We start from the raw sequence: 26,694 nt of genomic DNA on the forward strand, positions 1-26,694 counted from the left end.
CAACCTCCTCCACTCAAGCAAAGTAAAGCCCCCGGTTTGTGGTAAAACCGGGGGCTTTTTGTTCAACCCGAGGGAGGTCGGATCTTAAGGGGGAGGTGTAGTTCTTAAAAAACTATGCTGCGGGGGCAGTGGTGTGCTTTCCGGTCATAATCTTGAGAATAACTTTATCGGTCTGAGCCATGCCCACGGAACCAAGCTGGCCCACGTTATGGATGCAGGTCTCAATGTCGTCATCAAGAATACCGTCTTTACCGGGAATGGAGATACCTTTCATTGCCAGCAGTGCGGAGTTGATGGCAGCTTCAACTGCGGAAGAAACCTTCAGGGCGCAGGAGGTCTTTGCGCCGTCACAAATCATTCCGGCAATATCACCGAGAGTGTTTTTGATGGTGCTTTCCACTTCTTGAAGTCCGCCGCCGAGGATAAGCACAATTCCGCAACCGGAAGCTGTCGCTGCAAGGCTGGCCCCGCAGAGTGCGGAAAGCTTACCGAGATGGCTCTTCATATGCACTGCGGAAAGGTGGCTGAGGATCAATGCTCTGATCAGCAATTCTTCACTTGCATCACGGCGTCTGGCAAAAGCCAAAACAGGCAGAGTTGCAGTCAGGCCCTGGTTACCACTGCCGGAGTTGCTCATTACCGGCATCTGAATGCCTTCCATGCGTGCATCGGAAGCTGCTGCAGTCATCTTGATAGCGTAGGAGACAATATCATCTGAACGGATACCGTCTTCAATATCCTTGGCAATGGATTTACCTACTTTGAGGCCCCAATCGGAAGCAAGGCCTTCAGCGGCAACCTTTTCGTTAAGCTCCACAGCTTCAAGAATGAAACGCAGGTCTTCCAGCGGAGCTTCAGTTGCGTATTCATAAATTTCTTTCATGGTCATGGTGCATCCGGACTCATCTTTATCTTCACTAAGCCACGGAGCAGAGAAAACCTCTTCACCATTCTTTTCCACCAGCACGATGGCTGCATGCGCGCGAGCAATCACACAGCGAGCGGAATCTTCTCCGGCTTCAACGATAGCTTCCACATAGAGAAGTTCTTCAGTATCAGCCAGTTCAACATGAAGACGCCCGTCAGCAATCAATTTCTTGCCTTCTGCGAGCTGCGTAGCATCAAGGTCACGCAGAACTTCAAGTGCGAGTTCTGATTTACCGCCGGTAACACCTACAGCAGCGGCAATATCCAGACCGGTCATTCCGGTGCCGGGAACACCAACGCCCATGCCGTTCTTAAGCAGGTTACCGCTGACTTTCACAACTACCTTTTCAGCCTCTTTACCGAGGGTTTCAGCAGCCTTGGCAGCAGCAAGAGCGATTGCAACGGGCTCTGTACAACCCAGAGCAGGAACAACTTCACGTTTGAGAATTTTTGCGAATTCAGACCATTTTTTATTGATCATATTATGATGCCTCCGACCGCCCTACGGGATTAATAATTTCAAGTTCTTCTTGTAGGGCTGCCGCTATGAAAATTAAATATACTTTGTTCTGAAATCCCTGCGGAGCCACATGGCTCCGCAGGGTAATGGAAGACCGGGCTTAGGATGCGCGGGCTTTATCGAGTTCACCGTTGCGGTTGAAGATACCTTCCATCATCAGAGCAAGGGCACCGTCACCGGTTACGTTACAGGCAGTACCGAAGCTGTCCTGCAGAGCGAATACTGCCAGAAGCAGTGCTACACCTGCGGGGTCGAAGCCGAGTACGCCTACAACAATACCGAGGGAAGCCATAACGGTTCCGCCGGGAACACCGGGAGCGCCGATAGCAAAGATACCGAAGAGCAGGATGAACAGAGCCATTGTGCCTACGGAAGGAAGAGTGCCGTAGAGCATCATGGAGATGGTCATGGCAAAGAAGGTTTCAGTCAGAACGGAACCGCAAAGGTGGATGGTTGCTCCGAGGGGAACCATGAATTCAACGGTATCCTTGCACAGAGCCTTGGACTTACCTGCGCATTCAAGGGAAACAGGCAGGGTTGCGGCACTGGACATGGTTCCTACCGCAGTGAGGTATGCGGGAGGATAATGTCTGAAAACTTCAAGGGGATTTCTTTTGGAAATGATTCCGGCAAGGGTGTACAGGAAAGCCAGCCAGATAAAATGCCCGATGAGGACGATTACAATAACTTCAAGGAAAACCGGGAGCTGCTTGGTGAGACTGCCTTCGTAAGCAAGACCTGCAAAGGTGGTTGCGATGAAGAAAGGAAGGACAGGAATAATGATACGGCTTACAACCTGCATCATAATTTTTTCAAATTCGCCGAGCATGTTTTCAAAGGTCTTGGCTTTACCCAGATGGTTGCGATACCGAGTACAACTGCGGTTACCAGCGCGGTCATTACAGACATGATCGGCGGAATGGACAGCTGGAAAACAACTTCGGGAAGCTCGCGAAGACCTTCAACCTGTGTGGCAATGGAAAGATGGGGGATAAGGGCATATCCGGCAACAGCAGCCATTGTGGCAGCACCTGCTGCTGAAAGGTAAGCGAGGCTGACGCCCACACCCAGCATCTTGGAAGCGTTCTGGCCCAGTCTGGTAATCGCAGGAGCGATAAAAGCCAGAATAACGAGGGGAACAGTATAAAAAATAAACTGACCCATTACATATTTAGCAGTAACCACAACTTCCATTACCGCATGGTTGGCAAAAAGACCGATTACAACACCGGCCGCAATACCGATGAGCAGTTTGATAATCAGCCCGAACTCTTTGAATTTTGATTCCTTAGACATTTTTCCACTCCTTTGTAAGAGCCGCAAGCAGCTCTGAAATTTCACCCGGCAGCACCACAGCCGGATTAACTATTTAGCCGCAACAGCCTCAATCTCTACGAGAGCACCGAGAGGGAGGTTAGCTACTTCAAAGCAGCTGCGTGCGGGAAACGGTTCAGAGAAATAAGTCGCGTAAACTTCGTTGATGGCAGCGAAGTCTTCGATGTTCTGAATCAGCACGGTGGTCTTGACCACGTCATCCATAGTGGCTCCGGCTGCTTCAAGAACGTACTTAAGGTTATCGAGAGCCTGCTTTGCCTGAGCAGCAGGTCCTTCAGGCATTTTTCCGGTTTCTGCATCAATAGGCAGCTGACCGGAGGTGAAAACCATATTATCTGTCTCAATTGCGTGAGAGTAGCAGCCTACTGCTGCCGGGGCTTTCTCACTTACAACAACTTTCTTCATTACTATCTCCTGTATGAATACTTTTCTTTGAGTTCAAAAAAACAACCTTCATGTTGTTACTGAAAAACATATAGCGATAAGAAAATCACACGTCAATAAGAATTTATTCTAACGAGAAAAAATTATTAATGACAAACAAAAAAAATCTTATATTTTGATAAATTTTATTAAATATTAATTTTTTGAGCCTAAAAATTCGAAATAAGTGATCAATCACCTTTTTTTGTACACAAAACAAAAAACCGGACCAAACTCAACTCGAGTTCGATCCGGTTTTAAGCACAATGTCAAGCGTCAAGCTTGCAAGAACTACTTATCGTTTACTTTCTGCAAATATCTATAAACAGTGGCTTCGGACACGACCAAATGCTTGGCTACATCCTTGATAGCCCCTTTTAACATAAACACACCACGATCATTAAGAGTAGAAACCACATCCATTTTTTCTTCAGAAGTCATACGCTCAGGAAGGATATTTGTATCAGAGATAACCCTTACAATCAGTGATTCTGTCAGGTCTTCCATAGATTTCGGAAAAGTCTCACTGTGTTCTTCCTCTTTTGCTGACGCGGAGTAATCTTCTTTACGTACGCTGCGATCAAATCCCGCACTGTGAATAACTTTATTAGTAAGGTCACGGGCGGCCAGCATGTCGGAGGTATCCATGTTCAGGCAGAGCATGCCGAGCAGCTCCCCTTCGGAATCCTTAATAAAATATGTCGCAGAATGGAGGATATGACCGTTTCTGCCCTCAGTGGTATAGCCCATCATCCAGTCTTTTTCACGGTAGACCTCATTCACCATAAACTTTAGGGCCAGATCGGTCAGAGGTGCGCCAACACCGCGCCCGGAAATATGTTCATTGGCAATGGCAAGGACAGACTTTTCCTTGCTGGTAGTATCATGCAGGACTACCTCGCAATTCTCGCCCAGAAATGTTCCCAAAAATTCAACAAAAGGAACATAGTTATCAATCTTTCTTGATTTAGCTTTAGATTTGGCTGGCAAAAGACTCTCCCTCATAATAATTTTTTATCAGCTCCAGAATTTTTTGTACTCATGATAATTTTTTTGTCAATCTTACTTTTAAGCAAAACCGATTTGCGCAAAATTTCACTAAAACCTAGCACTGTATTTTTGTCCGCACCCGTTGTATGCTTTGGGTTACCTACCAACACTAACACCTCGCCAAATATGTCCATTGATAAATTCGATTTTGATTCGACCTTGCTGACTGTAAATTTCGCAACCCGCCTTCTAGCGATGGAAGTTGATCCGGATATACTTGTAGACCGTGTTCTGGAAGCTTTCTGTGATCTGGGCAACTGTCAGGACGCAACCCTGATGATGTATGATGAGTACGATCAACTCAAAGGAATCGCCGCTTCACTGCAAAGGCGCAGATTCATAATCGATGAAGAAATTCCTCTGACAAAAGCAATGGAAGAGGCTGCTCAATCTTTGAAGCCTGTAGTCCGGCCGGTCTGCGATGACTCAATCTACCCCCTGCCTTCAGAATGCTGCGACACAGACAAAACATGCCTCTGCGTACCGCTGGTAGGTTCCCGTGACCGCATAAGAGGCTTTGTGACTCTTTACCGCGCCAAGGAGCAGCAATGGGATATTTCCGAACTCTTTCAGTTGGGAATCATTTCAACAGTAGCTGCAATCTCCATCGAAAATTCAAGGCTTTTTCGCCAGACCATAGAAGACAGCCTTACCGGACTGTATATGCGCCGCTATCTTTTCATCAGGATGCGCGAGGAAATCCAACGCTTTAAACGCCGTGGCGGTCCGCTTTCCGTAATCATGATCGATGTGGACAATTTCAAGAACGTTAACGATACATACGGACATGCAACCGGAGATGCAGTTCTACGTTCCGTGGGACATATCCTGCACGAAAACAGCCGTCAGGGAGTGGATATCCCCTGTCGCTACGGCGGAGAGGAATTTGTTATTCTCATGCCCGGTTCAGAAAAAAGAGAAGCTGAAATTGTAGCGGAAAGGATCAGGGCAGCCTGTGAAGATGCAACGATTTCCGCGCCGGAAGGAAAAATAAAGATCACTGCCAGCTGCGGTATTGCTTCTGTTGAAGAATGTCAGGAACCGTCAGCCGATGCATTACTGAATATTGCGGATAAAAGGCTCTACTGCGCCAAGGAATCCGGACGTAACCGGGTAGTGGCAAGATAAAAGACTGACAGCTTAACGCTGCCAGTCCATTAAAATTTCTACTCGTCCGGTATGCTCGTCAACACGATCTTCAACTATCGTGAAGCCATGTTTTGTGTAGAACGAAACAGACGGTCCGTTCTCTTTATAGACGCAAAGATTAAGGTTTTCATGCTCATCTTTTGCATGTTGCAGAAGCTGAGAGCCAAGTCCCGCACCCTGTTTATCTACAGAAATAAAAAGGGCGGCAACGGTTTCACCAATAAGGCTGATAAAGCCCGCAATATCGCCATCTTTTTCAATTACCAATGTCTCTGCGGCAGGCAGGTATTCATTGCGCATGGCATCTACATTGCTTTCCCAGAACTCAGCGGGAACGAAATAATGAGCCTTGATTGATGCTTCAAGCCACAAACTGCTTAAAAGACCATACTCTTCGGGCAAAGCCTTTCTGATCATCCTATTCCTCTAAGCCGAAGAATTCGTGCGCGTTATCTGAACAAATCTTCCAAAGCTCGTTCACTTCCATACCCTTCAATTCCGCTACCTTGGCAGCAGTGAAGACAACAAATGCAGGCTCGTTACGCTTACCGCGCCAAGGTTCAGGAGTCAGATACGGGCAATCAGTTTCCAGCACCATACGTTCTACGGGGATAGACCTAACCGCTTCCTGCGCAATCTCATTCTTTTTGTAGGTAACAGGACCGGGGATGGAAATGTACCAGCCGTGATCAATAATGCGCTTTGCGGTTTCCGCTTCACCGCCGAAGCAATGCCAGAGCAACGGTTTGCCGGACCAACCGAAATCTTCCAGAACCTCAAGGGTCCGCTCATGAGCATCCCGGCTATGGATAACCACCGGAAAATCCAGCTCTTCAGCCAGCTGAAGCTGCTTGCGAAACACATCTTCCTGTACATCGTAAGGCACTCGGTCCCAGTAAAAATCAAGCCCGATCTCACCGACTGCCTTCAAACGCGGATCAGCCTTGAAAGCCTCACGCATGGCATCAATATCTTCTTCCACAAACTTGCCGGAGTCATTCGGGTGTACACCCAGCAAAAAGAACACTTCCGGGTAATCCGCAAAAAGTCCTTTGTTATCATGGTAAGCCTGCGGTCCCAAAAAGACATTGCCGATTTTGCCGACACCGCTTTCTTTGGCCCGGGCCATAACTTCCGGCAGGTCTTCACGATAATCGTCCTGATCCAGATGGGCATGGGTTTCCACGCCCGGAATATTTATACCCACGCTCTGGGGCAATGCTCTGTTTTTCTTTTTTTTCTTAGCCATTTTATTATCTGATGCGCTAGGCGCTTTTTTGAAAAGATTTCGCCTCCGGCGGCCAGAGAAACTTTTGCAAAAGTTTCTCTGAACTCTTCAAAACCTTTTAGTAGGGGATTTGAATTTTCGCGAAAGGATGTACCTGAGAGGAACAAATCACAGATTACACGAATAAAAAATTCTTAAAAATTGTCCCAGATATCCAGAACGGTCTTTTCCTGCTCTTCCATGGTGTATGAACGGATGGTCTGTTGCCCTGCTTCAAGAGCACTGTCAAGGATAGAGCCGCCCTCGCGCCAGAGGATAATAGCTTTTTCAAGGTTGAAAGCTGCATCAAGCACGTCCGCATCAGCTGACCAGAATCCGTTGCCGGACCACGGCACTTCGCGCAGCGGCCACCAAGGTTTGAAAGTCGCACCTTCTATCTGGCGCATGTAATCCCAGCCGCCGAAACCGGAAAATCCAACGGGAATACAACCGGATGCTAAAGACTCCAGAGGGGGAAGCGGACAACCTTCCGGAAAACCGGAAACAAGAAAAATATGACAGGAACGCAAAGCATCAGCCACCCCCTGTGCATCCATTCCGGCAATCTCCACCCAACGAACTTCAGCCCCGGGATTGCGGGATTCAAAAATAGATTTAATCTGGCTCACAAGAGCCTTATTCTTACGCGGCATGTACGCGATTTTAATTTTCCCACCGGACTTCTTTTCTGGAGGATAAAAAAGATTTGTATCAATACCCGGCCTCAAGATTGGCGAAACTTTGCCCACGGTCTGCTGCATGAACCATTCAACTGGATGGGAGACCGCCAGAAATGAAACAGGCAGATTAGTCCACGAAACGCCCTCCGGCAAAGATGAAAACAGATACGCCCAGTTCTGACAGTAAACCACACAGCGAGCCCCGGCGTTCAATCCCGGAGCGAGACTGTTCACCCACCCCTCAGGCACCAGCCAGAGATCATCTGTAGTAAGTTTGACTTCATCCCAATGAACAGGGTCAGGATACCCTTCTGCAATCTGCGGCATCCAGCTTCCTTTCTCACGCATAACAAGCTGAACATCCTTACCGTGGCGGGCGAGGATTGAAGCAATCTGGCAAAAAACGGTGATTCCACCGGTAGGCTTACGAACCGGAGGTATGAATATATATGTTTTCATAATTTTGTTTCCTTGGACGGAACATACAACTGATCCAACCAAACAACAACTATCCTAACCAAAGGAGCAAAGCCCTATTCAAACGTCTTTGAAAGAGAGAGGCGGGGTTTGGGGAAGGCATAAAAAAGCGCATAGCGCATCAAAACCATTCATGTTATTAAATTCACGTGTCAAACGAAGCTCAATATATAATCAGCGGCCTGATGGGTCAGCAATTCAAGCTCCCGGACCTTTTAAACGAGGTTCCTATCGGTATTGCCGTGCTGGATATCGAGGGCAGGGTCAAACTGGTCAACCGCGCATGGCAGACCATCACCGGGGCTGATCCTGACGCCATGCAGGGTTTGAAATGCTACCTTGGACTTCGTTGCGACTACTGTTTCAAAGGCTGCCCGGTTATGGCCGACAAAGCAGATTTCCAAACAGTATCAGTGGATGCGGATATCATTGATCGCACAAGGACCAAGGTACCCATCCGACTCAATATTTCACCTATCGTTAACAGCGACAATGTCATTTCCGGATACATAGAAACCATTCAGGATATCAGGCAGGTTGCAGAACTTAGCAGCACAGCCAGTAAAGCCTACTCACTTGGCGGATTGATCGGCACCAGCCCGGAAATGGTGAAAATTTTCAGCATGGTTCCATCCATTGCTGCCACGGACTCATCAGTATTGATCACCGGGGAGACCGGGACAGGTAAAGACGTACTTGCCGAAGCCATCCACAATGCCTCGGATCGTGCAGGTGCTCCGTTTATTAAAGTAAACTGTGGCGCTCTGCCCGAAACCCTGCTCGAATCTGAATTATTCGGGCACGTTAAAGGAGCTTACACCGGAGCAAATGAAGACCGCCCCGGACGCATCAAACTGGCCCATAACGGTTCATTCTTTTTGACGGAGATAGGCGACCTGCCCCTACCTTTGCAGGTAAAACTGCTTTCTTTTCTGGATGATAAGGTCATCCACCCGCTTGGAAGCTCTCGTGGCTTTAATGCTGATGTACGGGTAATTGTCGCCACCCACCGGGACCTCAAAAAGATGGTTCATGAAAAGACATTCCGTGCCGACCTGCTCTTCAGGCTAAATGTAGTCCATCTGCATCTGCCGCCCCTGCGGGAACGCGGCGACGATATTTTGTTGCTCAAGAACCATTTCCTGATGGAATACTGCAACAAATTCAACAAGAAGATTAAAGGTTTTTCCAAAAAATCAGCCAAAATTTTATCTGCTTACAGATACCCCGGTAACGTGCGCGAACTTAGCAATATCGTGGAATACGCTGTTAACTTCTGCGACCGGGACTTAATCGGATCTGCACACCTGCCCGCCTATCTGACCGAGCAGGATATACTGCGGCCTGTCACTGAGTCCGCCCATGCAGCGCAGGAACGAACCGCTCCTTTGGAATACTCATCTGCCCAGAACTGGGATGATGCTGAAAAGCAAATGATCATGGACACTCTGCTCAAATGCGGAGGACGTAAAGGCGAGGCCGCCTCACGGCTTGGCTGGTCCCGCGCCACCCTCTGGCGCAAGATGAAGAAACACTCCATCACCGGATAAATTATGTCACACAAGATCATGATCCCTTTACATAACGACGAGGTCGCTCCCCGCTTCGATCTTGCCACTGATGTACTGCTGGTCAAAGTCAAATCCGGCGGAGAACTCAGCGAACGTATTATTGTTTTACCACAGGCTTCCGCAGATGACCTCTGTGCCCTTGCAACCTCCGACAACACAGATGCGGTGGTATGCGGCGGAATTGATGACGAGCATTACCAGTACCTCAAATGGAAAGGGATTGAAGTTCTCGACGATGTCATCGGTCCTGTAAAACACGTCCTTCAAGCTTACAAAGACGGGAAGCTGTCCTGCGGCGATAATTTTTACCGTAAATAGCCCCTCCTTAACCCCCTATAAACCTTCCTTCATTTTATCATACTTTCCTGTTTTGTTTCTATTTGTTTCATTTTGTTTCTTGAGAAAGTTTTCACAATAATTCATTTTGTTTCAACAAAAAGAAACAAAAATTCTTTCTACAAGCTTAAAACTCTGTTATACATGGAATTATTTTATCTGGCATAACGAGTGCTTTAGAATGCTGGGTGCTGCAAAGACCGAATTCCCGGTCAGTAGCAAAGACAACATTCTAAAACATGAAAATAATGATTGTTGAGAAGGACTCGGAATTTCGTGAACACCTTGTACTGCGACTCAGGAGTGAAGGCCTGAATGTCGCAGAATCCGGTAACCTGGACGAGGCAAAAGAATTCATCCGCGAGAACAAACTGGACGGCATCGTGCTGGGCCTGTCTGAATTCGGACGTAGTTCTTTGAAATTCATGGAGGACATTTCTTCGATTGTTCCTGATTTGAAAGTTGTTTTAATCAATCGGCACAATAAGATTCCGCTTTCCATTGAAGCAATGAATCTGGGGGCATGTGCTGAAATTTCAGTTCCGGTGGATATTGCCGCGCTAATCAAGACTTTGCGCAGATTCTGCGCACCTGAGAACTAAGCGCTCAAACTCTGTCCGGGCAACCTAAATAGGGGGAAAACGTGAAAAATTTCAAAGCAAAAGACCTGATGATTCCAGCAGATGAATACTGCCGGGTGAAAAAGGACACCACTCTTCACGAAGCGATGGCACAACTGGTCATACAAAGCGAAGAAAAAGGCCTTTCACATCCGCATCGCGACCTGCTGGTCGAAGACGAAAATGGTAAAATTATCGGAAAAGTAACTATGCTCGACATTTTTAAATCTATGGAGCCAAGCTACTTCAAGATGGAAAACAATGGGCATCAAGGTGCCTTGAGCAAAGAGTATGTTCAAAAAGTTTATACCGACTTCAACCTCTGGTCTGAACCGATGAGCACTCTTTGCCAGAAATGTGCAGCACTTAAAGTGGCAGACCTGATGCACACCCCGCATCTGAGTGAGATGATCAACGAAGATGACAGCATAGATAAAGCTCTGCATTCATTTGTACTCGGCCTTCATCAGCCTATCTTGGTACAAAAAGACGGCAATGTAACCGGGGTTCTGCGCCTTGGGGACATCTTTGAAAACATCAGAAAAGCAATTCTCGCCTGCGAGATTGAAACAGCCTAATTGTAAGGAGCTGAGATAATGACTGCTGAAGTTGCAACCAAGCCCGGATTTGATTTCAAGAGGCTGTTTTTTATGCTGCTGGGCATTGCCCTGTTCGCTATTGTCTATTACTGCCCGGCATGGCCCGATGCAGTTGACCCCGGCGGGCAGCATTTTGTTTTAAGTAAAGAAGCTAAAGGCGCTATCGGCGTTTTCCTGCTGGCAGGCACATGGTGGGTATTTGAAGTTGTCCCCATCGGCGTAACCTCTCTGGCTATCGGCGTACTCCAGGCAATGTTCTTCATTCGTCCTCCCAAGGTGGCATTCAAAGATTTCATGGACCCCTCCGTCCTGTTTATCTTTGCTTCCATCATGATCGGACTTGTATTCACCAAAACCGGACTGACCAAGCGTCTGGCCTACAAGATGCTCATGGTCGTCGGTGAAAAGACCAGCCGCATCTACCTAGGCGTATTCGTTGTAACTGCCTTGCTGACCCATATCATGGCTCACACCGCTGTTGCTGCGACTGTCTACCCGCTGCTGCTGGCAATCTACTCCCTTTACGGCGAAGGGGATAAGCCCACTAAGTTCGGTAAGGGTCTGTTCATAGGTATGGCTTTTGTTGCCGGCGCCGGTTCTATCGTAACCCTGCTGGGTGCGGCTCGCGGTGCTGTTGCCATCGGTTTCTACAACCAGATTCTTGGTAAAGACATCACTTTCTTCGAGCTGACTTACTACATGGCTCCCATCGGCTGGGCTATGGTCTTCCTGCTTTGGGGCTTCTTCATGATCTTCCTGAAGCCTGAAAAAGACGTTATTCCCGGTCTTCGTGAAAAAGCCAGAGAACTCAACAAGCAGATGGGTCCGCTTTCCCGTGATGAAAAGCTGGCTGCTGTTCTTGTCGGTGGTGTAATCCTGGTAATGAGCCTGCGCTCCTTTATTCCTGAACTGAAGGCTATCGACAAGACCTCCATCATCTTGCTCTCGTCCATATCCTTCTTTGTCTTCAAAATTCTGGACATCAACGACCTTGAAGACATTCCCTGGAACATCATCCTTCTCTTCGCGGGTGCAATGTCCATCGGTTTCTGCCTCTGGGATACCGGCGCTGCTAAGTGGATGGCGGTTAACTGGCTGGTACTCTTCCAGGATTCAAGCGGATTTGTTTTCATCATGTCCATCGCTTTCTTCGTAATGATGATGACCAACTTCATCATGAACGTGGCGGCAATCGCGATCTCGCTCCCGGTAGCACTCGTTATCGCGCCTTACCTCGGCGTAGCACCGGAAGTTATTCTCTTCGCAGCATTGGTTGTTGCCGGTATGCCTTTCCTCCTGCTGGTAGGTGCGGCTCCCAACGCAATCGCATACGACTCCAAGCAGTTCACCACCGGGGAATTCTTCATGTACGGTATCCCCGCAAGTATTCTGCTCATGATTGTAACCGGCATCTTCGTCAAGTTCATCTGGCCCATCATGGGCATGCCCGTGACCTTGCCGGGTTAGCAATATAGAGTTATAAGGGACTATTAAACATAGGGCAGGACGGTTCTGGCAAGGCGTGCCGGAACCGTCCGACTTGTGCAAACCCTGTTGCCGGTTTCCGCCTACGACTTCCGGTGCTCAACAAAAAGCGAGAAGGATTTATGAAACAGCTGAATAAGCTTATTGACCATATTGTCAACCGAGTAAACGTTAACCTGCGCGAGCCGCTTGTGGATGTGGGGCCCTACATCAAAGGCCTTATCCCCGAAGACAGCTTCGCGCTTTACTACGCTTTTTACTCTCTGACCAACAACCACCCGCTTATGTTCAACTTCCGCCACTCCAGCATCGGCGGGACCTACTTCCTCGGCAAATGTAAAGTTAACCACTCCATCCTCTATAAGAGTGATATCCGTGGTGATGAGCTGAAGAGAAAAGGTAGCGAGGTAGAAGTCAACGGTCAGAAGATCAAGCTCCGTGATGACGAAGTCATTAAGATCCGCGACAGTTTTCTGATGAAAACTCTCGTGCACAACAACTCCCACGACCCTGAAAACCTTGAGTGTTTCAAAATTTCAAACACCGTGTCTCTGCATTACGCAAATATTCACGGTACTTCCGTGGAAGGCTGTTTCCTTGAGCCTTTCTCCTCAGTTGACCTTTCAATCTGCCACGACTGCGCAGTAGGAGCATACTCCTACGTTCAGGCCGGAGAACTTTCCCACAAACGCATTAAAGCCGGGCGTGTATGGGTCAAGGCGGACGGCGCATTTGAATTCAACTACCAATACCCCGAAGAGATCCTCTCCAAGTACATCCGTATGGAGAACAACAGGCCGAAAGGGATTCTCATGGACTTCTTTGATGACCGCAAAGAAGACTTTGTTCCTATCTACTCTTCGGTTAAGCCTGAGCTTACCATTGACGTTCCTGAAGGAGCATCAGTAAGCCCATACGCAGTACTGAAAGGCGACTGCAAAGTAGACAAAAATGTTCTCGTAGCCCAGCGGTCATACATTGAGAACTCAACTCTCGGCCCCGGAGCCAACGCTCAGGAAAACTGCTACATTATCAATTCTGTTTACGATGGCGAAGTTGTTACCCCGCATGGCGGTAAGGTAATATATACCCGTATGGGTAAGCGTTCCTTCGTAGGCTTTAACTCTTTCCTCAATGGAAAAGAGGATGCTAGAATCGAAGTAGGAGCAGGAACCATATTAATGCCGCACACAATTATAGATGCGGAAGAACCCATTAAAATACCTGACAACTATCTCGTTTGGGGCTATATCAGCAAACAAGAAGATCTCGAAATGCACTCGATTCCTCTTTCTGACTTCGCTGCACTCAAAGGACAGTTCCGTCTCGGAAACATGACCTTTGAAGGCATCGGAGCTAAATTTGTTGATGGATTCCGGCACCGTATCGAACATATTCTCGAAGCTAACGGTGCGTTCTGGGATGGTACCGAAGAAACCGCGGGCCATTCCCAGCAAACTCAAGATATCTCCTTCAATATCCTTCAGCCTTATCCTGAAGGAGAATTGCAGGGACTCTATCCGGAACTGACAATCGACCCGCTGGTCCCCAGTGATCTTTAAAGAAACCATAGATCACTAGGTTCCACACAAAAGGCAAAAGGAGTAACCCGTGCCCAAAACAATGTCACAGGCGTTGCAGAAGAACCTGCTAGGTAATTCGCCCGACTGGTACAAACTCACTATTATCGGATTTTTAATTTTAAACCCGATTCTCATGGCTGTAGCCGGCCCGTTCATCACCGGTTGGGTGCTGATCGGACAGTTCATTTTTACTCTGGCCATGGCTCTCAAGTGTTACCCCCTCCCTGCAGGTGGTCTGCTTGCGGTTGAAGCTATCGCTCTCGGGCTGGCTTCACCCGAAACAGTCTATAATGAGACAGTACTGAACTTCCCGGTAATTCTGCTGCTGATGTTCATGGTTGCAGGTATCCATTTTATGAAAGACATGCTCCAGTATGCTTTCACTAAAATCATTACCCGCGTTAAATCGAAGATCGTGATTTCACTGCTCTTCTCCCTTTCAGGTGCCGTCCTGTCCGCATTCCTTGATGCACTTACCGTTACTGCTGTAATTATCGCTGTTGCTTATGGATTCTACGGAATCTACCACCGCTTTGCATCCACAGGTAAATGCTCCCTGACAGACGACTCCATGCTTCGCGGAGAATGCGTAAACAATCTCAGTGAATTCCGTGGCTTCCTCAGAAACCTGATGATGCACGGTGCAGTCGGTACCGCTCTCGGTGGTGTTTGTACCATCGTAGGAGAACCTCAGAACCTGCTCATCGGTAAGACCATGGGTTGGGAATTCATGGAGTTCTTCTTTAGAGTAGCTCCTGTCTCCATGCCTGTACTTGCTGTAGGCCTTGTGACCTGTATCATGCTGGAAGTAACCGGTATCTTCGGATACGGCTACCAGCTGCCCCAGAACGTGCGTGAAATCCTCGAAGAGGAAGACCGCAAGAACGACGAAGAAATGAGCCTCAAGAAAAAAGCAGCTCTGTTCACTCAGGCTTGCGCGGCTATATTCCTCGTTCTCGCTCTGGCATTCCACATTGCGGAAGTAGGTCTTATCGGTCTGACCGTTATTGTTGTGCTTACCGCACTTAACGGTATCACTGAAGAACACCAGATCGGACACGCTTTTGAAGAGGCTCTGCCCTTTACCGCACTGCTGGTTGTTTTCTTCGCTGTTGTAGGTGTTATTCACGAACAGCACCTCTTTGCCCCGATCATTCATTACGTGCTCGGCCTTGAAGGTAAAGTTCAGCTTGCTGCCTACTACATCGCTAACGGCGTACTCTCCATGATTTCAGACAACGTATTTGTTGCAACAGTATATGTGTCTGAAACCCTGAAAGCATTCCAGAACGGCGTTATCGGCCGTGAACAGTTCGACCTGCTCGCAGTTGCAATCAACACCGGTACTAACATCCCCAGTGTTGCAACTCCTAACGGACAGGCAGCTTTCCTGTTCCTGCTGACTTCCGCCATTGCTCCGCTCATCAGGCTCTCATACGGCCAGATGGTTAAGATGGCATTCCCCTACACTATTACCATGTCCATTACCGGCCTCGCCGCGACCTGGTACTTCCTGTAGGAACTGCTCTTACACAGCACAAAATTAAAGCCCCTGCCGATTGCTCGGCAGGGGCTTTTTCATTTCTTAAGTTGTATGCTGTTTACTGCTGCATACGGGCAATAATTCCATCCAGTTCCCTTGCCAGCTCGGACATGCGGCTTACAGCTTCAGCTGATTCATTCATGGCCTGTGCAGTTTCTCCGGCAATAGTATTGATCTGTCCGGTAGAGCGACTGATCTGCTCACTCGCAGCAGACTGCTCTTCCGAAGCAGTTGCAATGGAACGAACCTGATCGGCGGTCTCGGAAACCTTCTCAACTATCTCCTTAAGGATTTCACCTGACTGGTTCACCAATTCAGTGACTTCGCCGATAGCCTGAGTAGACTTTTCAGTATTGGCAATGTTGGTTTTAGCACTTTCCTGAATTCGACCGATATATTCTCCAACTTCGCTGGTGGCATTCATGGTGCTCTCAGCAAGCTTGCGGACCTCATCGGCAACCACGGCAAACCCGCGTCCGGCATCCCCGGCACGGGCAGCCTCAATAGCAGCATTAAGCGCCAACAGGTTGGTCTGATCAGCAATGTCACTAATCACACCCATAATATTACCGATACCGTCTGCCTGCTGCCCAAGATCAGCCATATCTTTCTGCATCTGATCGGACTGAGCCCGAACAAGAGAGATGGTCTCGACCGCCTGCACAACTTTTTGCTCACCTTCACCGGCCTTCTTCTGAGATGCATCAGCAAGCTCTGCGGCAGTGGAAGCATTGCGCGCAACTTCAAAAACAGTAGAATTCATCTCATCCATAGCTGTCGCGGCTTCGCTGGCCATGACCGACTGTTCCTCAGCACCTCGGCTGGATTGCTCAACCTGTGCAGCCAGAGCTTCGGAAAAGCTGGAAACCTGATTGGAGACTTCAGTCGCATTGGCTGCGGCCTCTGAAATCATAATATTGTTCTCTTCGATACGCTTCTGCTGCTGCTTGATCTCAGTCATATCGGTAATCATGATAAAAGCACCGAGCATCTTCCCGTCCAGATCAAAAAGAGGAGAAGCGTTCACCAGCACATTACTAGTTCCGCCGCCCTCAACAGGGAGTTCAGCTTCAATATTTCTCCGCGCAGCATTGTCAGCCATAACCTGACCGGCAGTAGTGGGCCTGCTGGATTCGCTATACACAATATCTCCGACAGTCAGGCCCAGATAATCCTGAGGTTTACCCCTCTTACCTACCAGATCCAACATGTCCTGATTCAAGAAAAGGGCTTTTTCGTCAGCATCAGCAACAATGCAGGGAATGGATATACCGTTCAATACGCCTTCGGAAAATCCGAGCTTATTTTTCAATTCCCCGACCATGTGGTCAATGTTCTCGGAAAGATCCTTGAGTTCGCAGACATATTTACCGGTCAATTCAGCCTTGAAATTGCCGTGAGCAATCTCGCTGGTAAAATCGCGAATAATAGCCATGGGTCCGGTTACCAGTTTACGAATAGTAAAAACAATCACACCGACAAGAAGCAAGATCATCACAGCGCCCATGGCAATGAGGATATTGCGTTCCTCGATAGCGGCACGACTCAAGTCGGAAACATAAGCAGACATGCAGACCACCCAGCCAGTGGAAGGCACAACCTGAAACATCTGAACCTTAGCCCGACCTTCCCATTCATATTCGGTCTTGCCCTTAGGAGTTGCAAGGCTATCCCTCACAAACTGATAACTGGTAAAATCTTTAAGGAGAATATCCTGATTCACCTTGTGTGCGATCATTCTCCCGTCACCATCCAGGATGTATGCGTAGCCGTCTTCACCAATAGAAATGTCCCCGATCATACTCTGCGCATATTCCTGCCAGTCCACTGAAGAGAAAAAACCACCCAGAAGCTGCCCCTGCCTGTCACGAACCGGAACGGCCATGACCACAATGAAGCGATCATCCAGCTTGGACTTCAATATTTCGGAAATAGCGAAGGCTTTACCGTTTAAGACTTCCTGCACATATTTACGGGAGCGCAAATCAGCTCCGGCAGCGGACTGACCGTTTTCCTTGATCCCGAAAAGAATCTTTCCATCAAGACCAAAAGCACCGAGAGAGGCAAGCTTGCTGTTGTTCTCAATCTTCTGCCGAAGATGAGTCATTATTCCTTCCCGGACACTTTCATCTGTAAAAGCATCCTGCAGCTCAACATTGCTGGCATAGTCAGCAAGATCACTTTTGGACAGTTCCAAAAACTGCTCCACTTCGTTAACAATTTTATTGTTAAGAACTCCCATATTCTGTTCCTGAATTTCCAGAACAGCTGAATTGGTCATGGAACTGACTACTACCACCAACGAAATAACGGAAATCGACACTATCACAGTAATCAACACTGCAAGAGCGCTATTGATACTCTTAAACTTCATTATTGAACCCCTTAAGATTGTCTATTAACACACGCTATTAATAATTAGGTATGACCATTAATATTCTCATGTTAAAATCATATTATTTTCGTCTGTGTTACATAAATTTATAATTGATCTTAAGTTCGCTCGCGGAACATTCTTGTCTCAAAAAAAAACCCCCACACTGATTTACAGCATGGGGGTTAACGAATGTTACAGTTGTAATCGTATTTCTAATATCAATTCTGCATACGCCCGATAATAGCATCCAATTCCCTAGCCAAACCGGACATCCGGCTGACCGCTTCAGCTGACTCATTCATGGCCTGCGCAGTTTCACCCGCAATAGAATTAATCTCTCCGGTTGAACGGCTGATCTGTTCACTGGCTGCGGACTGCTCTTCCGATGCTGTTGCAATGGAGCGAACCTGATCATTGGTCTCGGAAACCTTATCTACGATATCCTTCAAAACTTCACCGGACTGGTTGATCAGGTCGGTAACATCCATGATGGCTTCAGTTGATTTTTCCGTATTTTCAATGTTTTTGCGGGCACTGGCTTGGATGTTGGAGATATAGTCCCCCACCTCAAGAGTCGCTGTCATGGTTTTCTCTGCAAGCTTGCGAACTTCATCAGCAACTACGGCAAAACCGCGACCGGCATCACCGGCCCGGGCTGCTTCAATGGCAGCATTTAATGCCAGCAGGTTGGTCTGATCGGCAATATCGCTGATAACTCCCATGATGTTACCGATCCCCTCGGCCTGCTTGCCAAGGTCAGACATGTCTTCCTGCAATTGTTCTGACTGTGCACGCACCTTAGTAATAGTCGATACAGCATTGGCAACCATCCGTTCGCCTTCACCGGCTTTTTTCTGAGACTCAAGCGCAAGGTCTGCTGCGGAGGAAGCATTACGCGCAACTTCCAGAACAGTGGAGTTCATTTCATCCATGGCAGTGGCAGCTTCACTCGCCATCACCGACTGCTCTTCAGCACCACGGCTGGACTGTTCAACCTGAGCCGCGAGAGCTTCTGCAAAACTGGAAACCTGATTGGAAACCTCAGTGGCACTTGCTGCCGCTTCGGAAATCATTATATTGTTTTCCTCAATCATGCGCTGTTGGGTGCGAATCTCCGTCATATCAAACCAGATAGCCACAGAACCAAGCATCTGCCCGTCCATGTCGTAAAACGGGGTAGTCGAAACCATGATATTCTTATGAGTACCGGAAAAAGTAGTATATTCTGCTTCCTGCTGAATCTGGCATTCTTCAGCTATTGCCTGCTGGGAAAGAGTCTTCCGGCTCCTGTCACCAAAAAAGAACTCACCCGCAATCATCCCAACCGCATCTTCAACTCTGATCCTGCTTTCAATCAGTTCGCAGATCTTAGAGTTAAGCCAAGCTATCTTTCCATCCGGAGCAACAATGCAGCATGGAAGGACAAGGCCATTAAGAACTCCCTCTGAAAAACCAAGCTTATGTTTCAATTCATCAACCATATGCTCAACATTGAGGGAAAGATCCTTGAGCTCACAAACAAATTTCCCGTTCAATTCCGCTTTCAGATTTCCGGCAGCGATCTCTCCGGTAAAATCCCTGATACTTTCCATAGGCTTGGTCACCTGCATGCGGATAACAAAAACAATCAGCCCAACAAGTATAACGATCAACAGCAGCCCCAGCCCAATAAGAATATTACGCTGCTGGGTAGCTGCCTCGGTCAGGTCGGATTCATAAGCAGACAGGCAGACAACCCAATCGGTAATAGGGACCCTGCTAAAGGAAAGCACTTTTTGTTCCCCTTCCCACGCGTAAGCAAAAAAACCGTTATCCACAGACAGGCTTTTCCTCACAAAGTCGTAGGAAGAAACATCTTCCATAATAAGACTGTGATCTTTATGAGCGATAAAATGACCTTCCCTATCCAGCATAAAAGCATACCCCTGCTTTCCTATACTGATATCACCGATCAATTTATCAATATATTCTTCCCAATTATATACTATAAAGACTCCACCGAAAGCTCTTCCGGTCATATCTTTAATTGGGGCCGCAAATGCCAGGTTATAGCCCTTTGCCCCATCATATTTAAATAAATCCGAAACAGAATAGTCCTTGCCGCCAAGTATTTCTTGAAGATAGGGGCGATTTTTAAGGTTCATACCCTTAAGATTCTCCCCGGAGTTGGTCCACCCGTAGACCACCTTCCCATTGCGATCGATTACACCGATGGCATTGGCTCCTTCATGCTGCTCCAATGCTTCTTTAAGGGATTTGCTGGCGCTGCTCAAAGCGTATGAGTCTACAAACGCACGGTAGTATTCCTTGTTTTTGGAAAGAGTTTTCAAGTTGACAATTGCTCCGGAAACAAAAGTTTCTATCTGCTGCCCGAGCTCATTGTTTAGAACCTCCATATTCTGTTTTTGTATATTGTAAACCGCATTTTTAGTCATTGTATTGACCACAAGGACCAAAGATACAATAGCTACGAACACAACAATGGATATCAACACAGAGATTCTACTATTTATACTATTCAACTTAATCATAACTATTCTCCAAAGCGTTTTAATTTACAAATAACCCCCATACACTTAAAGAAAATAAAGTCAAATACGTAAGTACTTACTGGCAAAAACAACTATTATATCAGTATAATTATCAAAAAAAAGACCCCGTACTGCACAAACAGTCCGGGGCCCTTATAGTATCAGGCGTCTTTATTTTGACTTATTATAATCTTCCAACAACCCATTCATCTTATTGAGAAGTTCACCACGTTCCTGCGCTACTTTCTTCCACTTCTTTTTTTCACTCTTCAAAGCCTCAATGGTATGTAAAAGGTCCTGAATTGTGTTGGCAGGATAGCCGTGCTTGGCATAACTACCTTTGCGAAGCTCCTCATCATTTCTCTGGCGCAGAGCGCGTAACTGGCTGGCTGATAATATCATAACGTATAAGCGGTTAATGGTTCAGGTCAGTACACAAATTACATTCTGACAACTTTCAACGCAAGCAATTATAAAACAATATAAAGGCTCATAAGAAAAAAGTCCGGAAAATTACTTTTCCGGACTTTAAAATTATCAGTCTGTGCACCGGAGCTAAACTAGCCACAAGAGCATGAACTGTAGCTGTACTCAGTTCTGTCGCGATATTCTTCCTGCTTACCCTTGTTCCAACGGTTAACCGGACGGTAGTAACCGACGATACGAGTGTAAACCTCGGCATCTTTACCGCATTCAGGGCACTCGAAATGCTCACCGTAAAGGTAGCCGTGATCTTCACAAACAGAGAAGGTCGGGGTTACCGAAATGTAAGGAATCTTGGTATTGGTCATAGCCTTGATGATGAAGTTCTTCAGTGCGGTGGTATCCGGCACAGCTTCACCGAGGAAGGAATGGAACACTGTTCCCCCGTTGTACAGAGTCTGCAGATCGTTCTGGTGCTCAAGAGCGTACACAACATCCTCGGTAGCGCCTACAGGCAGCAGGGTGGAGTTGGTGTAATACGGGGTATCGCCACCGGAAGTGTAGATATCGGCATAGAGATTCTTATCGATCTTGGCCAGACGGTAACAGGTACCTTCACCCGGAGTAGCTTCAAGGTTGAAGAGGTTACCTGTTTCTTCCTGGAACTGTACAGTCAGGTCGCGCAGATGATGCAGAACCCTCTGCATCAGACGGGAACCGGAGGGAGTATCGATGCCTTTACCCAGCAGGTTGTGGCAGGCTTCGTTACCGCCGATCAGACCGATGGTGGAGAAATGGCCTTTGAAACCGTTCTTCAGGTAACGCTGAGAGAAGGGGAACATGCCGTTTTCAAAATTGGCAGTAACCAGTTTGCGCTTGTACTCCAGAGAATCCTTGGCCTGAGTGGCGTACTCGGTGATCAGGTCGAGGAAATCTTCCTCACCCTGTGCGAGGTAAGCCAGCTTGGGCAGGTTCAGGGTAACAACACCGATGGAACCGGTAAGGTCTCCGGCACCAAACAGGCCACCGGTTTTCTTGCGGATTTCACGCAGGTCCATCTGCAGACGGCAGCACATGGAACGTACGTCCTCGGGGTTGAGGTCGGAATTGATGAAGTTCTGGAAATAAGGTGCGCCGTACTTGGCGGTCATCTGCAGCAGCAGCTCGCCCACTTCGCTTTCCCACGGAAAATCCGGGGTAACGTTGTAGGTGGGAATGGGGAAAGAGAAGATACGGCCATCGGAGTCACCCTCAAGCATGACTTCAACGAACGCACGGTTGATCATCTCCATTTCCTCTTGGTACTCACCGTAAGTGGTATCCTGGAATTCACCACCGATGATGACCGGCTCATTAGCAATGTGCTTGGGCGGAACCATATCAAAGGTAAAGTTGGTGAACGGGCTCTGGCCGCCCCAACGGGAGGTGGTATTCAGGTTGAAAATCAGCTTCTGTACCATCTGCTTCACACGGTCATAATCCAGACCGTCATGACGAACAAAGGGAGCAAGGTAGGTATCAACGTTGTTGAAAGCCTGCGCACCGGCCCACTCGTTCTGGAGGGTACCGAGGAAGTTGACCATCTGTCCGGTGATAGAATCAAAATGGCGGGCCGGACCGGAAGAACAACGTCCCTTGAGACCGAAGCCGTCCAGCAGCAGATCACGCAGGGACCAACCCGCGCAGTATCCGGCAAGACCGAAAGAAAGATCATGAATGTGGAAATAGCCATGCTCGTGAGCAAGTCTGATTTCCTCGGGATACTTTTCAAGGCAGTAACGGGCCTGAACAGCTCCGGACATGTGCAGCATCAATCCCTGAAAGGAATGGCCCATGTTGGAGTTTTCGTTTACACGCCAGTCGGAACGGTCAAGGTAACTTTCAATGGTTCCGGCGATATCGAGGTAGGTTTCATCCTGACGGCGCAGTTCGCGACGTTTTTCGCGATATATGATGTAGCGTTCGGCTACAGAGTAAAGACGGTTCTCCATGAGAACGAGCTGAACCATGTCCTGAACCATTTCCTGTTCAGGAACATCAACATCAGCGAGCTTCTCCTCAACCTTACGGCCAAGGCGCTTGCTCAACAGAGGATCTTTGATTCCGCTGGCTTTCAAAGCTTTAAAAATTGCTTCTGAGATTCGCTCAGTGGACCAGGATTCGAGACAACCGTCACGTTTGAGAATTTGTTTGGGCATTTAATTACCTGTAAAATTTGTCCGCACATATCACCGCCTGCGCCGGAAAAAGAACGCAGAAAAGGAAGCAACCTCCCCAGATTGCAAGCACACGGCTGAACCGTGTCTTATGGTGGTGTGCATTTTGACGCAGGCGACCCGGTAGGCGCGTCCTGCAGGACTTTTGGAACCGGAAAAAAGTCAGAAACATAAAATTCCGGTCAGTTTGAAACGACCTGCCAATCTAAAGTGACATCCACATAACAAATTCATACCTATAAATTTGCCGGGAGCACCGGGCAGGCATACTTCAGGCCGGGGTGCTGGCTCGGGGTAACACAGAATGTTTCCCTGACAGCGGCAGTACCGCCCCGGATTCAAACCGGGTTCCCGACTAATCAGTTTCAATGTGCTCAGAAAGCAGAAACGGATTCCTGAAGTGCTGACGACTTGAAGCAGTCTACCAGACTGATGAATTCGGTCAAGACTCTCTAGACTTTTTCTTACTCAACACCATTCCAGCCTTAGAGCCATATGGGTTAACTCGTGTGGAACAGCAGTTTTCCACAGTTGTTCATTCGCTGTTCATAACCATCTAAGACCTTGATTTAGAGACAAAATCTTCTGCTGATTTTCACACAATTTCAGCCGGACAAAATTGTCCGGCTGAAATATTTTTTCACCTGAAAACAACAGCAGCTTTCTTCTGATTTAATAATTAAGGCGTACGGCACTCTTCACGCAAACCATCAATAAGTGACCGTAGCTCCGCAGCCAGACCTGAAAGGTCTTCAGCAGACTTACGAGTTTTATCCATTGATTTGGTTGTCATCTGCGCCATTTGGTTAATACTCTTGGAAGATGAGTTAATCTGGTCGGAAGAAACGGACTGTTCTTCCGCTGCTGCGGATATGTTGCGAACCTGTCCGGTCACTCCGCCCACAAGAGAAACAATTTCCTCAAGCGCGTCCCCAGCCTGCTCCGCAAGATGAGTGCTATCCAACACAGACTGCGCAGCCTCTTCCATTGATTGAACATTGGTACGCGAACTCTCCTGAATGGCCTCAACCACAAGGGTAACATCACGGGTTGCGTCCATAGTCTTCTCGGCAAGCTTGCGCACTTCATCAGCCACCACAGCAAAACCGCGACCGGCATCCCCGGCGCGAGCAGCTTCAATAGCAGCATTAAGCGCCAACAGGTTGGTCTGATCGGCGATATCGCTGACTACAGACATAATCCGCCCGATATCCTCAACCCGTACATTCATATCATTGAGATTTTCCTTAAGCTGCTCACTCTGTTCCCTGACACTGAATATGGAGTTAATGGCTTTGCCGGTCATTGCCGCACCTTTAGTGGCGGTATCCATAGCTTCTCCGGCACCGACAACAGCATCGGAACAACTGCGGGCCACATCCTGTATAGAGTGAGTCATCTGGTCGAGAGCGGAGGTTGATTCAGACAGACTGCTCTGCTGTTCACGGGCTCGTTGACTGGACTCCTCAACATTAGTGCTGATCTCTTCTGATGCATTTGAAAGACCGCTGACTATCTGCTCAAGATTGCGGACTACATCGAGCACTCCCTGCCTGCGTGCATCTTCAGCTTCCTTCTGAGCCTCACTCAAACCAGCAAGAGCCTCATGTGCAGACTGAGCCTCACGCTCTGCAACGGCAGTAGCTTCTTCAACTTTCTTCTTATCTTCCTCAATAACATGCATGAGCCCGTTATACGCTCCGGCAAGATCGCCCAGTTCGCCGTTTCCGTTTTGCTCTATACGATGAGTAAGATCGCCTTTCCCAGCTTCAAGATTTCGGCTGGTCATAGAAATTTCACCGATAATCCTACGCAGCGGTTTTATAATCATCACCCGGCTAAGCAAAATAAGCAGCAGACCGATCAACGCCACAACCCCGCCCAGAACAGAGACCACATAGACTGCCTTCTGCTGAAGCAGATTGTAACTTTCAGCCTGTTCCGTACGGATGGACGATTCCAACTCCGTGAGCTTTTCCCTTGCGTCTTCCATGGACTGCATGGACTTCTTCATCTCAAGGCTGGTGTTGTAGTAGGCTTTGAAAATATCCAGGTATTCTCCGGTCAAAGAGACAATTGATTTAAATAGTCGAGCCTCGCGCCCACTGTTGAATAAAGGAGCAAATTGAGGATATGAAGCGCCCATGCTTGAATCAGGGTCAATACCCATTACTTTTTCGATATCAACGATCAAGCCGGATCCGCTTGCTGCATCTTTATAAAGAATGAAATCTTTCGCCATTTCCTGAAAACCGAGAGGCTTGTTAAGCAGGATGGCTGCAGCCTGTTGTTTAGCAGTAAGTTCATTCAACCCGTCCATGGAATCTGCAAGAGAACGGGCTAGCTGCTCGTAGTCCTGCCCTCCATACTGAGAAAGAACCTGCTCTCGTAAAATGGTAATATTTTTATCCTGCTTCCGTGCTGTACGGGCAATGCTTTTCTGCAAGGAAATGGCCTGCCCCAAAATTTCGACGGAGATTTCACGCAATCTTTTTACATGCCCTACTCCATCATTAAACTGGCCTTGAAACTTTTGAAAGCCACGGTCAAAGCTATTAAACGAACTTTTCAGAGCCGCGATAGATGCTACCATCTGCGCATCCACACCAGAGCTTGCAACAGCATCCAGTCTTTCATTCATGCTCCGGCTCATCTTTCTGTAATTCTGTAGAACTTCCGGCTCTGCGCCCTTTTCTTTCATGGACAGCTCTTCACGGTGGGTTAACCAGTCAAGAGCTTCAGACTGCGCCTCCATCCCAATGCTTATTATCTCATCCAGATTATTGCGATCTTCCATTTTTTCAGTCAATTCCTGCAAAGTATAAATGGAAACACCACCCAGACACAAAGCGCAAAACAGGAAAACCATCATTCCTGCTACTATTTTATGCGATAATTTAAATGTATATTTCATTCCCCGCCCCTTCTATATAGAAAACGACTCTCATTTTCATTGTGTGAATATAATTGACATGACTCAAAACAATTTCAGCAGCAGTAATGAAAATGAGAACGCTTTTCAACTAAAATCGGTTATTAAAATCAAAATACGAGCAGTCCTGATAAAAAAATCCCGCAATCTCGAAGATTGCGGGATTCATAATTACGCACAAAAGTTTTCCACAATTGTTCATAAAATGTTCGTAAACCTAAATACGACTCCTAAAAAGCTCCATTCATCTTCTCAATGCAGCCGAGCAGAATCACTTTTTCCTCTTCAGAAAATTCAGAAGTTAACTCTTCAATGAGCCGTAAGTGAAGGCGGTCATGCTCTTTGAACATTTCCTGTCCACTCCCGGTAAGTTCAACAATGATGGAGCGGCGATCGGTCTGGTGCGGCTTGCGGCAGACAAACTCTTTATCCTCAAGGCGATCAACCAGCACAGTCAAAGTCCCGGTGGTTATACCCATACGCTGGGCCAGTTCCTTCATACGCATAGCCTTATGAATGCCAAGCACCTCAAGAGTATGCATCTGGGGCAGGGTCAGTCCTTTTTCACGGACTACATCATGCTCCCACGAAGAAAGCTTTTCGTAAAATTCAATCACCGCATGGTTGAGCTTATCGAGCACATCCACCTC

At 47.7% G+C, this 26,694-nt stretch carries 20 protein-coding genes, 1 pseudogene and 1 riboswitch; of the genes and pseudogenes, 8 read left to right on the forward strand and 13 right to left on the reverse strand.

The window, feature by feature from the left end:
- Positions 1–112 precede the first annotated feature (112 nt).
- The 4 genes and pseudogenes from DESAL_RS17825 to DESAL_RS17840 form a co-directional block, all read right to left on the reverse strand.
- Positions 113–1,408: an L-cysteine desulfidase family protein gene (locus DESAL_RS17825; RefSeq protein ID WP_015853358.1), complete on the reverse strand. Its 1,296-nt coding sequence runs from the start codon at positions 1,406–1,408 to the stop codon at positions 113–115.
- 139 nt (positions 1,409–1,547) lie between these two features.
- A pseudogene (locus DESAL_RS20700) lies at positions 1,548–2,743 on the reverse strand (dicarboxylate/amino acid:cation symporter).
- 69 nt (positions 2,744–2,812) lie between these two features.
- Complete coding sequence (locus DESAL_RS17835) at positions 2,813–3,187, reverse strand: RidA family protein (RefSeq protein WP_015853359.1); 375 nt, start codon at positions 3,185–3,187, stop codon at positions 2,813–2,815.
- A 309-nt stretch (positions 3,188–3,496) separates the two neighbouring features.
- Positions 3,497–4,195 carry a helix-turn-helix transcriptional regulator gene (locus DESAL_RS17840; RefSeq protein ID WP_245543760.1) on the reverse strand — a complete coding sequence of 233 codons (699 nt, stop codon included), beginning with the start codon at positions 4,193–4,195 and terminating at the stop codon, positions 3,497–3,499.
- A gap of 186 nt (positions 4,196–4,381) precedes the next feature.
- On the opposite strand from DESAL_RS17840, the gene DESAL_RS17845 reads away from it, so the two are divergent.
- A complete protein-coding gene (locus DESAL_RS17845) occupies positions 4,382–5,383 on the forward strand; it encodes a sensor domain-containing diguanylate cyclase (RefSeq protein ID WP_015853362.1) in 1,002 nt (333 codons plus the stop codon).
- Positions 5,384–5,395: 12 nt separating this feature from the next.
- On the opposite strand, the gene DESAL_RS17850 is transcribed toward DESAL_RS17845, so the two are convergent.
- The 3 genes from DESAL_RS17850 to DESAL_RS17860 form a co-directional block, all read right to left on the reverse strand.
- The gene (locus DESAL_RS17850) at positions 5,396–5,821 is read right to left on the reverse strand and encodes an N-acetyltransferase (RefSeq protein WP_015853363.1); all 426 of its coding nucleotides are present in this window, start codon (positions 5,819–5,821) and stop codon (positions 5,396–5,398) included.
- Between the two features lies 1 nt (position 5,822).
- Positions 5,823–6,653 carry a TatD family hydrolase gene (locus DESAL_RS17855; protein ID WP_015853364.1) on the reverse strand — a complete coding sequence of 277 codons (831 nt, stop codon included), beginning with the start codon at positions 6,651–6,653 and terminating at the stop codon, positions 5,823–5,825.
- Between the two features lie 173 nt (positions 6,654–6,826).
- Positions 6,827–7,810, reverse strand: a complete 984-nt coding sequence (locus tag DESAL_RS17860) for a glycosyltransferase (RefSeq protein WP_015853365.1) — start codon at positions 7,808–7,810, stop codon at positions 6,827–6,829.
- A 203-nt stretch (positions 7,811–8,013) separates the two neighbouring features.
- Between DESAL_RS17860 and DESAL_RS17865 the strand changes: the two genes are divergently transcribed.
- The 7 genes from DESAL_RS17865 (at position 8,014) to nhaB (ending at position 15,541) form a co-directional block, all read left to right on the forward strand.
- Positions 8,014–9,378, forward strand: coding sequence for a sigma-54 interaction domain-containing protein (locus DESAL_RS17865; RefSeq protein WP_015853366.1), 1,365 nt, complete (start codon positions 8,014–8,016; stop codon positions 9,376–9,378).
- A 3-nt stretch (positions 9,379–9,381) separates the two neighbouring features.
- The gene (locus tag DESAL_RS17870; RefSeq protein WP_015853367.1) at positions 9,382–9,717 is read left to right on the forward strand and encodes a NifB/NifX family molybdenum-iron cluster-binding protein; all 336 of its coding nucleotides are present in this window, start codon (positions 9,382–9,384) and stop codon (positions 9,715–9,717) included.
- Between the two features lie 257 nt (positions 9,718–9,974).
- Positions 9,975–10,337, forward strand: coding sequence for a response regulator (locus DESAL_RS17875; protein ID WP_015853368.1), 363 nt, complete (start codon positions 9,975–9,977; stop codon positions 10,335–10,337).
- A gap of 41 nt (positions 10,338–10,378) precedes the next feature.
- Complete coding sequence (locus DESAL_RS17880) at positions 10,379–10,933, forward strand: CBS domain-containing protein (RefSeq protein WP_015853369.1); 555 nt, start codon at positions 10,379–10,381, stop codon at positions 10,931–10,933.
- 18 nt (positions 10,934–10,951) lie between these two features.
- On the forward strand, positions 10,952–12,421 hold the full coding sequence (locus tag DESAL_RS17885; protein WP_015853370.1) for an SLC13 family permease: 1,470 nt from the start codon (positions 10,952–10,954) through the stop codon (positions 12,419–12,421).
- 140 nt (positions 12,422–12,561) lie between these two features.
- Positions 12,562–14,001, forward strand: coding sequence for a transferase (locus DESAL_RS17890; RefSeq protein ID WP_015853371.1), 1,440 nt, complete (start codon positions 12,562–12,564; stop codon positions 13,999–14,001).
- A 49-nt stretch (positions 14,002–14,050) separates the two neighbouring features.
- Positions 14,051–15,541, forward strand: coding sequence for a sodium/proton antiporter NhaB (nhaB, locus tag DESAL_RS17895; protein WP_015853372.1), 1,491 nt, complete (start codon positions 14,051–14,053; stop codon positions 15,539–15,541).
- A gap of 82 nt (positions 15,542–15,623) precedes the next feature.
- Here the strand turns inward: nhaB and DESAL_RS17900 are convergent, their stop codons facing one another.
- The 6 genes from DESAL_RS17900 to DESAL_RS17925 all read right to left on the reverse strand — a co-directional run bounded on the left by DESAL_RS17900 (position 15,624) and on the right by DESAL_RS17925 (position 26,685).
- Positions 15,624–17,939, reverse strand: a complete 2,316-nt coding sequence (locus DESAL_RS17900; protein WP_015853373.1) for a methyl-accepting chemotaxis protein — start codon at positions 17,937–17,939, stop codon at positions 15,624–15,626.
- Positions 17,940–18,160: 221 nt separating this feature from the next.
- A complete protein-coding gene (locus tag DESAL_RS17905; protein WP_015853374.1) occupies positions 18,161–20,473 on the reverse strand; it encodes a methyl-accepting chemotaxis protein in 2,313 nt (770 codons plus the stop codon).
- 171 nt (positions 20,474–20,644) lie between these two features.
- Positions 20,645–20,875 carry a hypothetical protein gene (locus tag DESAL_RS17910; protein WP_015853375.1) on the reverse strand — a complete coding sequence of 77 codons (231 nt, stop codon included), beginning with the start codon at positions 20,873–20,875 and terminating at the stop codon, positions 20,645–20,647.
- A 158-nt stretch (positions 20,876–21,033) separates the two neighbouring features.
- Positions 21,034–23,094, reverse strand: a complete 2,061-nt coding sequence (locus DESAL_RS17915; protein WP_015853376.1) for a ribonucleoside triphosphate reductase — start codon at positions 23,092–23,094, stop codon at positions 21,034–21,036.
- A gap of 275 nt (positions 23,095–23,369) precedes the next feature.
- Positions 23,370–23,524: riboswitch (cobalamin riboswitch) on the reverse strand.
- Positions 23,525–23,791: 267 nt separating this feature from the next.
- A complete protein-coding gene (locus DESAL_RS19920; protein ID WP_015853377.1) occupies positions 23,792–26,026 on the reverse strand; it encodes a methyl-accepting chemotaxis protein in 2,235 nt (744 codons plus the stop codon).
- A gap of 248 nt (positions 26,027–26,274) precedes the next feature.
- The gene (locus DESAL_RS17925) at positions 26,275–26,685 is read right to left on the reverse strand and encodes a MarR family winged helix-turn-helix transcriptional regulator (protein WP_015853378.1); all 411 of its coding nucleotides are present in this window, start codon (positions 26,683–26,685) and stop codon (positions 26,275–26,277) included.
- Positions 26,686–26,694 lie beyond the last annotated feature (9 nt).

The organism is Maridesulfovibrio salexigens DSM 2638 (genome assembly GCF_000023445.1).
Classification (GTDB): Bacteria; Desulfobacterota; Desulfovibrionia; order Desulfovibrionales; family Desulfovibrionaceae; genus Maridesulfovibrio; species Maridesulfovibrio salexigens.